11 protein-coding genes are annotated in these 13087 nt (G+C 68.4%); 4 read left to right on the top strand and 7 right to left on the bottom strand.

All coding sequences use genetic code 11. The annotated features are described in order from the left end of the window. The first annotated feature begins 14 nt into the window (after positions 1-14). Positions 15-3545: a hybrid sensor histidine kinase/response regulator gene (locus BCL79_RS06570; protein ID WP_259462113.1), complete on the top strand. Its 3531-nt coding sequence runs from the start codon at positions 15-17 to the stop codon at positions 3543-3545. Positions 3546-3595: 50 nt separating this feature from the next. On the opposite strand, the gene mdtD is transcribed toward BCL79_RS06570, so the two are convergent. The 5 genes from mdtD to BCL79_RS06545 form a co-directional block, all read right to left on the bottom strand. After that, positions 3596-4999, bottom strand: coding sequence for a multidrug transporter subunit MdtD (mdtD, locus tag BCL79_RS06565; protein WP_121038923.1), 1404 nt, complete (start codon positions 4997-4999; stop codon positions 3596-3598). Between the two features lie 500 nt (positions 5000-5499). Then, positions 5500-6573 (bottom strand): uroporphyrinogen decarboxylase, encoded by a 1074-nt coding sequence (gene hemE / locus BCL79_RS06560; protein WP_121038920.1) that lies wholly within the window; start codon positions 6571-6573, stop codon positions 5500-5502. 61 nt (positions 6574-6634) lie between these two features. Next, entirely contained in the window at positions 6635-6886 is a 252-nt protein-coding gene (locus tag BCL79_RS06555) for a WGR domain-containing protein (RefSeq protein WP_121038917.1), read from the bottom strand. Between the two features lie 70 nt (positions 6887-6956). Next, positions 6957-8066, bottom strand: coding sequence for a 3-dehydroquinate synthase (aroB, locus tag BCL79_RS06550; RefSeq protein WP_121038914.1), 1110 nt, complete (start codon positions 8064-8066; stop codon positions 6957-6959). Then, entirely contained in the window at positions 8063-8605 is a 543-nt protein-coding gene (locus BCL79_RS06545; RefSeq protein ID WP_121038911.1) for a shikimate kinase, read from the bottom strand. Before BCL79_RS06545 ends, aroB begins: the two co-directional genes overlap by 4 nt. Positions 8606-8700: 95 nt before the next feature. Between BCL79_RS06545 and BCL79_RS06540 the strand changes: the two genes are divergently transcribed. Next, complete coding sequence (locus BCL79_RS06540; RefSeq protein WP_121038908.1) at positions 8701-8904, top strand: dodecin family protein; 204 nt, start codon at positions 8701-8703, stop codon at positions 8902-8904. 27 nt (positions 8905-8931) lie between these two features. Here BCL79_RS06540 and BCL79_RS06535 read toward each other — a convergent pair whose 3' ends face one another. Further along, positions 8932-9759 (bottom strand): kinase, encoded by an 828-nt coding sequence (locus BCL79_RS06535; RefSeq protein WP_121038905.1) that lies wholly within the window; start codon positions 9757-9759, stop codon positions 8932-8934. A 41-nt stretch (positions 9760-9800) separates the two neighbouring features. Between BCL79_RS06535 and pdxH the strand changes: the two genes are divergently transcribed. After that, a complete protein-coding gene (gene pdxH / locus BCL79_RS06530; RefSeq protein ID WP_121038902.1) occupies positions 9801-10400 on the top strand; it encodes a pyridoxamine 5'-phosphate oxidase in 600 nt (199 codons plus the stop codon). Between the two features lies 1 nt (position 10401). Here the strand turns inward: pdxH and prpR are convergent, their stop codons facing one another. Then, a complete protein-coding gene (gene prpR / locus BCL79_RS06525; protein ID WP_428999446.1) occupies positions 10402-12012 on the bottom strand; it encodes a propionate catabolism operon regulatory protein PrpR in 1611 nt (536 codons plus the stop codon). A 163-nt stretch (positions 12013-12175) separates the two neighbouring features. Here prpR and prpB point away from each other — a divergent pair, with 163 nt between their 5' ends. Then, complete coding sequence (gene prpB / locus BCL79_RS06520; RefSeq protein ID WP_070425708.1) at positions 12176-13066, top strand: methylisocitrate lyase; 891 nt, start codon at positions 12176-12178, stop codon at positions 13064-13066. Positions 13067-13087: the final 21 nt, after the last annotated feature.

Genomic DNA, 13087 nt, shown 5'->3' with positions numbered 1-13087 from the left:
ACCCGGGAGAGCCATTGGTGTTGCGAGTGCTGTGGCCGTTGCTGATCGGCCTGTGTGTGCTCTGGCCGACGCTTGCGTCGGCCCAGCCGGTACCGCCGACGCCGCGGCAACTCACCGTGTTCGATGGTCTGCCATCCAACACCGTCAACCGCATGGCCGAAGATCGCTACGGCTATCTGTGGATCGCCACCAACGATGGCCTGGCCCGCTACGACGGCCGGAATTACCGCATCTGGCGTGCCGAGGACGGCCTGCGCGACAACCACGTCTGGAGCGTGCACGTGGATGCGCGCAATCAGTTGTGGATCGGTACGGAGAATGCCGGCCTGGCGATGATGTCGGCCGATCGCCGCGAGATCCGCTTCTACGACCGTGACAGCCACCCGGAGATCGGCAGCAACACGATCTGGAGCGTGGCGTCCACGCCGGATGGAGCGATCTGGTTCGGGACCTACCAGGGCGGCCTGCATCGGCTGGAGCGCGACGGTACGCTCACGCGCTTCATGCCCGAGCCCGGCAATCCACGCAGTCTGCCGGCCGCATCGGTCGGCTCACTGGCCACCACGCTCGATGGAACATTGTGGATCGGCTCGCAGGCCGGGCTGGCCCGCTGGACCGGCCAGGATTTCGAGCTCGTGCCCAGCGCGCAGCTGCCGGCGCGTGTCATCAACGGGCTCACCCCCGAGGCGGATGGCAGTCTGTGGATCAACAGCAATGCCGGGGTCACGGTGCGTCGGCCGGACGGTCGCTTCGAACCGGCGCCCTGGGCGGTGGCCGAAGGCGATCAGATCCTGGGCATGATGCTGCGCGACGAACAGGGCGGGTATTGGCTCGATACCCGCTCCGGCCTGGGCCGCGCCATGGACGGTCAGTTCCAGCAGGTGCCGCTGTACAGCGCGATCGCGCGTGGGCAGGTGCGCCCGAACTGGACCGGTGCCTATGAAGATCGCGAGGGCGGCATCTGGTTGGCCAGCACCAACGGCGGCCTGTGGCATCTGCTGCCGCGTTGGTGGCAGTTCTCGGTGCTGTCGCGGCTGGAAGATGATCCGGCCTCGCTGCGCAACGCGTATGTGCTGGGCATGGGCGCGGCCGCCGACGGGGGCGTGTGGACGGTCGGCACGCATGGTGCGCTGGACAAGTTCGATCCGGTGAGCGGGCGGGTCGAGCAGCACCGGACCTGGGTGGACGGCACGCAGTGGCTGCAGTCGGTGCTCGAAGATCCGCGCGGCCAGGTCTGGATCGGCTCCTGGGATGCGCTGTTGCGTTACGACCCCGGGCAGAAGCGCATACGGCGCTGGGGGCGCGATGCCGCGGTCGATGCGGCGATGGACGGCGCGATCGAATCCCTGGCGATCTGCGACGGCCAGCGCTTGTGGACCGCATCGGCCAATGGCCTGCAGCAGCGCGACCTGGAGGGACGCGTGCTGCACCGGGTGGCACTGGGCCATGCCGGGCTGAGCACGGGGCAGAACGTGCTGGATATCCGGTGCGGCCCGCAGGATCGGCTGTGGGTGGCCACCGGCCAGGGCCTGCTGCAGTGGGTGGCGGCGCGTTCGCGGTTCGAACCCCTGCCGGGTGGCCCTGCGGCAGGGGTCTACGCCATGGCGCTGGCCGGCGATGACACGGTGTGGCTGTCCGAGGACGGCAAACTCTCGCACTATGCCTGGCAGGGTGATCGGCTGACCCTGCAGGAAGTGATCGGCAGCAGTGCGGGCTACCCGGCGATCAACGCGACCGGGCTGGTGGTGGACCGGCAGGGCGTGGTGTGGGCAGCCAATGCACGCGGGCTGGTGCGGGTCGATCCGGAGGCCGGTAGTGTGCGCCAGTACGGCGTGCACGATGGCCTGCCCAGCCAGGAGTTCCGCCGCCGCACCCTGACGTTGACGCCGAGCGGACGCATCGTTGGCGGCACACCAGCCGGGGTGGTGGTGTTCGATCCGGCGCTGGTCAAGCCGGCGACCCGCCGTGCACCGCTGGTGATCGAACGGGTGGAGGTGCGCCGCGGCGAGCGCGTGCTGGACCTGACCCATGCGGTGCCGCTGGACATCGCCGACGGTGATCGCGACCTGCGGATCGTGGCGCGGCTGCTGTCCTTCGCCGATTCCACCTCCAACAACTATCGTTACCGCCTGGCCGGCTACGATCCGGACTGGGTTGAAGTGGGGCCGGGCGGTGAGCGCCTGTTCTCCCGTCTGCCACCGGGCCGTTACCGGTTGGAGGTGCAGGCACGCTCGGCCGACCATATCTGGTCGCGGGTACAGGTACTGGAGTTCCGCGTGCTGCCACCGTGGTGGCGCAGCCTGTCCGGACTGTTGCTGCTGACCTCGGCGGTGCTGTTGCTGCTCAGCCTGTTCGCCTGGTTGTACCGGCGCCGGCTGCAGCGCCGACATGCCTATCAGCTGGCGCTGCAGAAGCAGGAGCTCGCCGAGCAGGCCTCGATGGCCAAGACGCGCTTTCTGGCCAATCTGGGGCACGAAGTACGCACGCCGATGACGGGGGTGCTGGGCATGAGCGAGCTCTTGCTGTCCTCGCCGTTGAACGCGCAGCAGCGCGGCTACACCGAGTCGATCCGGCATGCCGGCGAGCATCTGCTGCACCTGGTCAACGATGCGCTCGACCTGGCCCGGATCGAATCGGGGCGGCTGGAACTGCAGGCGCAGTCCTTCCAGCTGCAGCGGCCGATCGGCGATGTCTGTGCGCTGATGGCGGCACTGGCCGAACAGAAAGGGCTGCGGTTCGTGGTCGACAACACGGTATCGCCCGGCACGCGCACCATCGGCGATGAACTGCGTGTGCGTCAGATCCTGCTCAATCTGCTGGGCAACGCGGTCAAGTTCACCAGCCACGGCGAAGTACGCCTGACGCTGCGGGCGATCACGCCTGGCCGCGGGTTGCACATCGAAGTATCCGATACCGGACCGGGCATCAGCGCTGATCAGCAGGAGCGCTTGTTCCGTCGCTTCGAGCAGGCCGATGGCGCCCGCACCGCCGCGCAGTACGGGGGCAGCGGGCTGGGCCTGGCGATCTGTCGCGAACTGGCACTGGCCATGCAGGGGCAGATTGGCGTCCAGAGCCAGCTCGGCGTGGGCACGCGCTTCACGGTGACACTGCCGTTGCCGCTGGAGGCCGGGACGACCAACGCGAGCGGAACGGCCGAAGGTGGGCAATGGGTATTGCCACCGTTGCGTATCCTGCTGGTGGAGGACGATCTGACCGTGGCCGAGGTGGTCAGCGGGTTGTTGTCGGCGCGCGGGCATGAGGTGGTACACGCCGAGCACGCGCTGTCGGCGTTGCGCGAGGTCAGCGAGGCGCCGTTCGAGGTGGTGCTGATGGACCTGGATCTGCCCGGGCTGGGTGGCATCGCGCTGGCCGAGCATCTGCGCAGCCAGGGATTCGAGATGCCGTTGATCGCGGTGACGGCGCGGACGGATCCGTCGATCGAGCAGCAGGCACGCCAGGCCGGCTTCGATGCGTTCCTGCGCAAGCCGGTGACCGGCGATCTGCTGGTGGAGGCAATCGCGCGCGTATTGCACGCCACCCGGTAGCAGCGGACCGTTGGTCCGCTGACGGTGTGCCTGCCGTCACGTGCCTGTCGTTACTCGGCGACTTCTTCGACATCCCGCGGCGACGGCCGGGTATCGGGCAGCTGCCAGAAGATCAGCGTGGACGTCAGCGTGATAGCGCCGACGCAGACGAAGGTGGCGTGCAGCGCGGCGGTCGCGCCGTGCGAGGCATCGAGGTGATTGAAGGCCGCGAGCAGACTGCCCGCCGCCGCGGCACCGAAGCCGGTGGCGAGCATCATCACCATCGAGAGCAGGCTGTTGCCGGCACTGGCGAAGTCGCGATCCAGATCGCGCAGGGTGACGGTGTTCATGACGGTGAACTGCAGCGAGTTGACCGCGCCGAACAGCGCCAGCTGCACGATGCGGATCCACAGGTGCTGGCCGGGGGTCATGAAGATGAAACTGGCCATCGCCAGGCCGACAAGAACGGTATTGACCATCAGCACGCGGCGGTAGCCGAAGCGCTCGACGAGTTTGACCGCGTAGCGCTTGGAGACCATGCCGGCGGCGGCGACCGGGATCATCAACAGACCGGCGTTCATCGGGCTCATGCCCATGCCGACCTGCAGCAGCAGTGGAATCAGCAGCGGCATGGCGCTGCTGCCGATGCGCGAGAACAGGTTGCCGAGGATGCCGATGCGGTAGCTGGGCACATGGAACAGCGCGAGCGAGAACAGCGGCGCCGTGGAGTTGGCCGCATGCAGCCAGTAGCCGACAAGCGCGGCGAGGCCGGCGACGGTCATGAGCATGACCAAGGCATGGGGCGTGGCCATGCCGGAGATGCCGTCCAGCGCGAGAGAGAGCACGACCATGCCGAAGGCCAGCATCAGGTAGCCGGCGATGTCGAAGCGGGTGCGGTGCTCGGCGTAGTGGTCGGGCATGATTTTCATGGCCGCGACGTAGCCGATGATGCCGATCGGCAGGTTGATCAGGAACACCCAGTGCCACGAGGCGACTTCGACCAGCCAGCCGCCCAGGGTGGGGCCGATCAGCGGGCCGATCAGGGCGGGGATGGCGATGAAGCTCATGGCGCGCAGGAATTCTTCGCGCGAGACCGAGCGCATGACGGCCAGGCGGCCGACCGGCAGCAGCATGGCACCGCCGATGCCCTGCAGGACGCGTGCACCGACGAGCTGGTGCAGGGTCTGGGCGAGGGCGCAGGCGAGCGAGCCCAGGGTGAACAGGATGATGGCGACCAGGAAGGTGCGCCGTGTGCCGAAGCGGTCGGCGATCCAGCCGGAGGCGGGGATGAAGGTGGCGACGGCGAGGGCGTAGCTGAAGACGACGGACTGCATCTGCAGGGGGCTTTCGCCGAGGCTGCGGGCCATGGCGGGCAGGGCGGTGTTGACGATGGTGGAGTCCAGCATCTGCATGAAGATGGCCAGCGATACGAGCCACAACAGGGGCCGGATCGAGGCGTAGCTGCTGGTCGTCATGGTGCGGGCCTTCGTCAACGAGGGCGATATGATCGCCGATGTGGGATCAGGGTGTGGTCAAGAGACGAAGCCGAAGCCGAAGCCGAAGCATTGGTGCGGTCGGTGTCCCGGAGAGGCTGCGGCACGGGTGGGTCGGCGGGACACGCCGTAAATCCGTCCATGGAGGCTCATGTCGCGCCATCCATGGCGCTCATGGTCCCGCCAACCCACCCGTGCCACACCCATGACAATTGGTTGGCTGCCACGGAAAATGCAGGCCATCACACGCTCGTCTTGATGGCCGGGAATGGACGTGATGCCGGGAATGAGATGGGTAGATCCACGCAATGCGTGGATGGCCGCGCGCCGCGCGGCAATGATCGGCGCCGATCAACTGCTGACGGCATGCGTCGTCCGTCTCGAGGGTGGAAACGAAAGCACGCGTTCTGGATGCAGAACGCGTGCGTCGCTGGCCATGCCCGGGTAGTGCCGGCCGCTGGCCGGCTATCCACCAGCGGCGATCAGCGCCGGCTCAAGCGGTGGACGGCTTCCACCAGCACCTGGACGTGGTCGGGATTCATGTCCGGGGACATGCCGTGGCCGAGGTTGAAGACGTGGCCTTCGCGGGAGCCGCCGTTGCCTTGGGCGTAGCTGTCGAGCACTTGGCCGGCAGCGCGTTCGATGGCGGCGGGGTTGCCGTAGAGGGTGGTGGGGTCGAGGTTGCCCTGCAGGGCGACGCGGCCGCCGGTGCGGGCGACGGCATCGGCGAGGTCCAGGGTCCAGTCAACGCCGAGGGCGTCGGCGCCGGTGTCGGCCAGGGCGCCGAGGTGCAGGCCGGTGCCTTTGCCGAACAGGATCAGCGGGGTGCGGTCGGCCCCTTCACCGCGTTCGAGTTCCTGCGCGATGCGGGTCAGGTAGCGCAGGGAGAATTCGCGGTACATGGTGGGGCTGAGTACGCCGCCCCAGGTGTCGAACACCTGCAGCACCTGGGCGCCGGCCGCGCGCTGGGCGGCAAGGTAGGCGATCACCGCGTCGGTGACGACCGAGAGCAGCTGGTGCAGGGCGGCCGGTTCGTTCAGGGCCATCGCCTTGATGCGGGCGAAGTCCTTGCTGCCGCCACCTTCCACCATGTAGCAGGCCAACGTCCACGGGCTGCCGGAGAAGCCGATCAGGGGCACGCTGCCATCCATTTCGCGATGGATCACGCGCACCGCGTCCATCACGTAGCGCAGTTCGGTTTCCATGTCCGGCACGGCCAGCTTGGCGATGGCGGCCGCGTCGCGGACCGGGTGGCGGAACTTCGGGCCTTCGCCTTCGACGAAGTACAGCTCCAGGCCCATCGCGTCGGGGATGGTGAGGATGTCCGAGAACAGGATGGCGGCATCGAGGTCGAAGCGGCGCAGCGGCTGCAGGGTGACTTCGCAGGCGATATCCGGGTTCTTGGCCATCGCCAGGAAGCTGCCGGCCTTGGCGCGGGTGGCGCGGTACTCGGGCAGGTAGCGGCCGGCCTGGCGCATCAGCCAGACGGGGGTGCAGTCCACCGGTTCGCGGCGCAGGGCGCGCAGCAGGCGATCATGGCGGGAGGGGATGGTCACGGAACGCTTCCTTGGGATCTGGTGGCGCGGGGCCGAATGGGGGCAGGGCGGTGGGGGCCGCTCAGTGCGGCGGATCGCCACTGGTATAGGTCACTTCGTAGCCGCGGTGCAGGTGCGCATCGCGTGCCTTCTCGAACGCGGCCAGCGCCAGGTCTTCCTGCAGGTATTGCTCGCGGCGCAGCTGCCCGCGCCCGCCGATGGGGCCGGACTCGAGCAGCAGCTCCCAGCCACCGAACAGGTCCGGTTGCAGGGTGAGCTGGAGATAGCGGGCCGGATCGGCACCGCGGGCGTGGTGGTGCAGGAAGACGCGCATGCCCCGATTGTAGCCGTGAACGCCGGAGGCGGCCGTCAGCGACGGGCAGGTGCGGCGTAACGTCGCAGGCTCAGCCGGCGGCGAGCACGCGCAGCACGTCGGCCTCGTCGACATCGGCGACCACTTCGGCCCGGCCGATGCCGCGCCACAGCACCAGGCGCAGCCGTCCGGCGACGTTCTTCTTGTCCAGCCGCATCCGGGCCAGCAGCGCCTCGGGCTGCAGGCCGGCAGGAATGGCCACCGGCAGTTCGTAGCGCAGCAGCAGGTCGCGCAGCTGGTCGGTATCAGCGTCCCCGCTCATGCCCAGCTGGGCCGACAGGCGCGCGGCCAGGACCATGCCGACCGCGACGGCTTCGCCGTGGTTGAGGTTGTCGTTGCCGGGTGCGCCGTAGCCCTGTTCGGTTTCGATCGCGTGGCCGAAGGTGTGGCCGAGGTTGAGCAGGGCGCGCTCGCCTTTTTCCAGCGGATCGCGCGCCACGATCTCGGCCTTGTGCTCGCAGCTGCGCGCGATGGCCTGGGCCAGCGCGGTGTCATCGCCGGCCAGCAGCGCGGCATGTTCGGCCTGCAGCCACTGGAAGAACAGCGGGTCGCGGATCGCACCGTACTTGATCACCTCGGCCAGACCGGCCCGCAGCTCGCGCGGGGGCAGGGTACGCAGGGCGGCGGTATCGGCGATGACGGCGCGCGGCGGGTGGAAGGCGCCGACCAGGTTCTTGCCTTCGGGGATGTCCACCGCGGTCTTGCCGCCGACCGAGGAATCGACCATCGCCAGCAGCGAGGTCGGCAACTGCACGCAGTCGACACCGCGCATCCAGCAGGCGGCCGCGAAGCCGGCCAGATCGCCGGCGACGCCGCCACCGAGCGCCATCACGCAGGCATCGCGGGTGGCGCCGAGGGCGGCCAGTGCGGTGATCGCATCGCCGAAGTGGGCCAGGGTCTTGGAGGCTTCGCCGGCCGGCAGCACCAGCTCACCGATCAGCAGGTCCGGGCGCGCGGCGAGCAGCGCCGATGTCACCCCGGCCAGATACAGCGGCGCCACCGAGGAATCGCTGAGCAGCAGCACATGGCGGCCGCGCACATGGCGGGCCAGCAGCTCGCCCTGGCCGAGCAGGCCCGGGCCGATGTGGATGGTGTAGGGGGTGTCGCCGCTGACGGCAACGGTGCGCGGGGAGGGGGTCATTCGGGTGTTTCCTGTCGCTGCCACTGCGCGGCCAGGCGCAGCACCAACTGCGCGGTGGCCTCGGCGGGCGTGTAGAGATCGGTATCCAGGGTGAGGTCGGCCAGGCCCTGGTACAGCGGGTCACGGGCGGCGGCCATGTCGTGCAGTACCTGTTCGCGGTCCGGGCGCTGCAGCAATGGGCGGCCGCGGTCACGGGCCAGCCGCTCCAGCTGGGCCGGCACGCTGACACGCAGGTAGACCACGAAACCACGGCGGGCGATCGCCGCGCGGTTGACCGGATCCAGCACCGCGCCACCGCCGGTGGAGATCAGTTGACCGTGGCCGTCCAGCAGGGCGTGCAGGACCTGCCGCTCGTGCTGGCGGAAGCCGGCCTCCCCGGAGTGCTCGAAGATCGCCGGAATGCTGGCCCCGGTGCTGTCCACGATGGCCTGGTCGGCATCCACGAAGTCCAGCGTGAAGCGCTCGGCCAGCCGGCGCCCGATGCAGGTTTTGCCGGCGCCCATCGGGCCAATCAGGATGAGGTTCGGAGCGGGGTTCATTACCCTCGATCCTAACATCTCCGTGCCATCGCCTTTACGCGCCGGCCCCCATGGTGGGCCGGCGCGGACTGTCCCGCGCGCTACCGGAGCGCCCCATGTCCGTCGCCAAAATCATCGAGATCAACGCGTCCTCCAAAACCAGCGTGGAAGACGCCGTACGCAGTGGCCTGAAGAAGGTGTCCGAAACGGTCAAAGGCATCCAGGGCGCCTGGATCAATGAAACCAAGGTGGTGACCGATGGCGAGGGCAACATCACCGAGTGGCGGGTGAACCTGCGGGTGACCTTCCTGGTCGGTTGATCTCCGCGCACCTACCGGTGGCCGTGGTCAGCGCGTCGGAATGACCCGGCGCTGTTCGTCCAGCGCAATCACGGTGTCTGCCAACGCGGGCAAGGTACGCAGTGCCTGCCGGCTGACCCGTTCGTAATACTGGACGAAGCGCTCCAGCTGGGCGCGGCTCATGCTGCTTCGGTCGGGCTGGGCCGCCTGCAGGTTCTGCTCCTGCTGCCAGCGCCAGCGCGGGATCACCGAGAAATCCGGCGGCTGCAGGAACCATAGCCGGTCGCAGCGCTGCCACAGCGCGGGGTAGTCGGTGGCGAGGGCGTGGTTGCACCAGCGCCGCCAGCGGCCGTCCGCGTCGGCCTCGCGCTCGAGTGCGTTGAGCGGTGGGTCCAGATCGGTCTCGTCCTGCGCCGGGGTCCCGAGGAACCAGCCTTCGAACACCAGCAGGTCGAGCGGGCCGTCGACGCGCGGCCAGTCCTTTTCCGCTTGCCGCTCATCGGCGAGTTTGTCGAAGCGGGGCAGGGCGACCGGGCCGCCGGCCGCAACGGCGTCCAACGTGGCATGGGCCAAGGCCAGGTCGTGGGTGCCCGGCGGACCGCGGGTCAGCAGCAGCGGATGCACCTGCCGTGCCAGACGTTGGCGTTGGGCACGGGTGAGGTACACATCGTCGATGGAGAGCATGGCCGCGCGCAGGCCGCGCGATGCCGCCAATGCGACCACCTGGGCCGCCAGCGTCGATTTGCCACTCCCCTGCAGGCCGCTGATCGCCAATACTGGAACCGCCGCGCCGCAGCCCAGCGCGTCGTCCAGCGCCTGCGCGACCAGTGCATCCGGAAAACCTTTCGTCGGGGGCATGTACGCAGGTGCAGGCATGCAGCGACAATAAACCCAAACCGCGTGACAAGAAAACCGCCATGACCGATCTGTATGCCGAAGCGCTATCCACCTTTGCCGGGCTGTTCGAGGAAGCCAAGGCCAGCCGCGAAGTTGAACCCAATGCGATGACCGTCGCCACGGCCGACCAGAACGGCCAGCCCTCCGCGCGGACGGTGTTGTTGAAGGCGTTCGATGAGCGCGGCTTCGTGTTCTACACCCACCTGGACAGTCACAAGGGCCGTGAGCTGCAGGCCAATCCGCAGGCGGCGCTGCTGTTGCTGTGGCGCAGTCTGCGCGAGGCCGGCATCCAGGTGCGTATCGAAGGCCGCGTGGAGCAGGTCAGCGATGCCGAGGCCGATGCGTATTTCGCCTCGCGGCCGCGCATGAGCCAGATCGGTGCGTGGGCGTCGCTGCAGTCCAGGACGCTGACCTCGCGCGAGGAATTCGATGCGCGCGTGGCCGCCACCGAAGCCAGCTTCGACGGCCGCGACGTGCCTCGCCCGGAAGGGTGGAGCGGGCTGCGCGTGGTGCCGCAGCGGATCGAGTTCTGGTACGGCGCGCAGTTCCGCCTGCATGAGCGTTGGTGCTATGAGATCGGCGCGGACGGGCAGTGGAGCAAGCGGATGCTGTTCCCCTGATCTAGGCAGGCGTTGCCTCGCGCAGCCAACGCCACAGCGTCGTCCGCGAGACCCCCAACTGCGCGCAGGCCTGCTCGCGGTTGCCGCCGCAGTCGGCCAGCAACTGCTGCAGCGCGGCCGCATCCGGTCGCGCCGGCGAGGCAGCGGTGAGCGCTGCCGGGCCGCCGGGGCCTGGCAGCCCCCCTGGGCGCTGCACCGCATGCAGCTCCGGCAACCACTGCAGCATCTGCGGCAGCGACAACGTGCCCGGCTGCTGCTGCCAGTGGATGCGCAGGCGGTCGACCATGTTGCGCAGTTCGCGCACATTGCCCGGCCATGCGTAGTCGCGCAGTCGCGCCATCGCCTCGGCGGACAAGGGGGCGTCCATGCCGGCGAGCTGCCGGAAGAAGTGGCTCACCAGCACGGGGACATCCTCGCGCCGTTCGTCCAGCGTGGGCAGCGCGATGCGCAGCGCGGCCAGACGGTAGTACAGATCGCGGCGGAAGCGTTGTGTGTCCACCAGCGATTCCAGCGTCTGCAGCGTGGCAGCGACCACGCGTACGTCCACCGGCGTCGGCTCGGTGGCGCCCACGCGCAGCACTTCGCGCTCTTCCAGGACTCGCAGCAGCCGGGTCTGGAGCGGCAGCGGCAGTTCGCCGATTTCATCGAGGAACAGGGTGCCGCCCTCGGCCGCTTCCACCAGACCGACACGGCCGCCACGACGTGCGCCGGTGAACGCGCCTTCGGTGTAACCGAACAGCTCGGCTTCCAGCAGTGACTCGCTGATCGCCCCGCAGTTCAGCGCGACGAAACGACCCCGGCGGCCACTGGCGCTATGCAGTTGCCGCGCCACCAGCTCCTTGCCGGTGCCGGTCGCGCCGGTCACCAGCACGGTGCTGTCGTACGGGGCGTACAGCGCAATGTGCTCGCGCACCTGCTGCATCGGCGTGCTGTCGCCGAGCAGGGCGTGGTCCGCCTCCCGGCGCTTGGCAGGTGCCCGCCGCCGCAGTGACGATGCCCCGGAACGGGCCAGGGTCTGGGTCAGCTCCAAGGCATGTTCGAACGCTTGCCGCACCGAGTCCGCCGAGTACAGCAGCACCCCGGGCAGGCCGACCTGCTCGGCATGGTCGATCGCCATGCCGGTGCCGACGATCACCTCGATCCCGTTGGCACGCAGATCGGCGATGCAGTCGCGCGCATCCTCACGGGTCACGAAGCGGCGGTGCTCGATGTCCAGCCCGAAGCTGTGCTGGAAGCTGCCGAAGGTCGGCACATCGGTGGCATGGGTGACCAGACCGATCCGCGGGGCGATCCGGCGTGCCCGTGCCAGCGCTTCCATCAGGTCGAAGCCGTTGGCCTGGATAGGCACCAGCGGTACCTCCAGCCGGCTGCGCAGGTAGGCGGCATTGGAGCCGCCGGCGATGACCACGTCGCAGTGTTCGCGCCGCAGGCGTTGGCCGATCACATCCACCGCCTCCTCGAAGCCGAGATTGATCGGCACGATGCGGGCGCGGCGGTCGAATTCCGGGATCACATCGCCGAGCAGGCCGGTCAGACGTGACACGCTGACCGTCCAGATCACGGGCAGTGGGCCGGCATCCGGATCGGACAGGCGGGAGCGGGGCTGGCTGATGGACATGGGTGTGTTTCGATGTTTCAGTTCCATCCATGTTACAGATGTTTCAATGGTTCAAGGTGAAACGCTGCGGTCATCGCGCTGCCTCAATGAAATCAGACACTTGCCAGCTGGCACGGCCCTTGCGCTTATCGACAGGTCAACCACGATGGAATGCCGCATGAGCACCCCTGTTTCCTCCGCTGGCGCCCGTTTCCGCGCCGCACTGGCCGCCGAATCGCCGTTGCAGGTGATCGGCGCGATCAACGCCAACCACGCGCTGCTGGCCAAGCGCGCCGGCTACCGGGCAATCTATCTGTCCGGCGGCGGCGTCGCGGCCGGCTCGCTGGGCCTGCCGGACCTGGGCATCAACACCCTGGAAGACGTGCTGATCGACGTGCGCCGCATCACCGACGTGTGCGACCTGCCGCTGATGGTGGACATCGACACCGGGTTCGGCCCGAGCGCGTTCAACATCGCGCGCACCGTCAAGTCGCTGATCAAGGCCGGCGCGGCCGCCTGCCACATCGAAGACCAGGTCGGCGCCAAGCGCTGCGGTCACCGCCCGGGCAAGGAGATCGTGTCGCAGGGCGAGATGGTGGACCGGGTCAAGGCCGCCGCCGATGCCAAGACCGATCCGGACTTCTTCCTGATCGCGCGCACCGATGCCATCCAGGTCGACGGTGTGGATGCCGCGATCGAACGGGCCATCGCCTGCGTCGAGGCCGGTGCCGACGGCATCTTCGCCGAGGCCGCCTACGATCTGGATACCTACCGCCGCTTCGTCGATGCGGTGAAGGTGCCGGTGCTGGCCAACATCACCGAGTTCGGTGCCACCCCGCTGTTCAGCCGCGATGAACTGGCTTCGGCCGGCGTCGCCATCCAGCTGTTCCCGCTGTCCGCGTTCCGTGCTGCCAACAAGGCGGCCGAGAACGTGTATGAGACCATTCGCCGCGAGGGCCACCAGCGTAATGTGGTGGAGGCGATGCAGACCCGCGAGGAACTCTACGACCGTATCGGTTACCACGCCTTCGAGCAGCAGCTCGATGCGTTGTTCGCCGCCAAGAAGTAAGACCGCACACTGTTTTCTGGA

Source organism: Stenotrophomonas rhizophila, assembly GCF_003651185.1.
In the GTDB taxonomy this organism is placed as follows: Bacteria; Pseudomonadota; Gammaproteobacteria; order Xanthomonadales; family Xanthomonadaceae; genus Stenotrophomonas; species Stenotrophomonas maltophilia_Z.
This window is presented reverse-complemented; position numbering and strand designations above follow the sequence as displayed.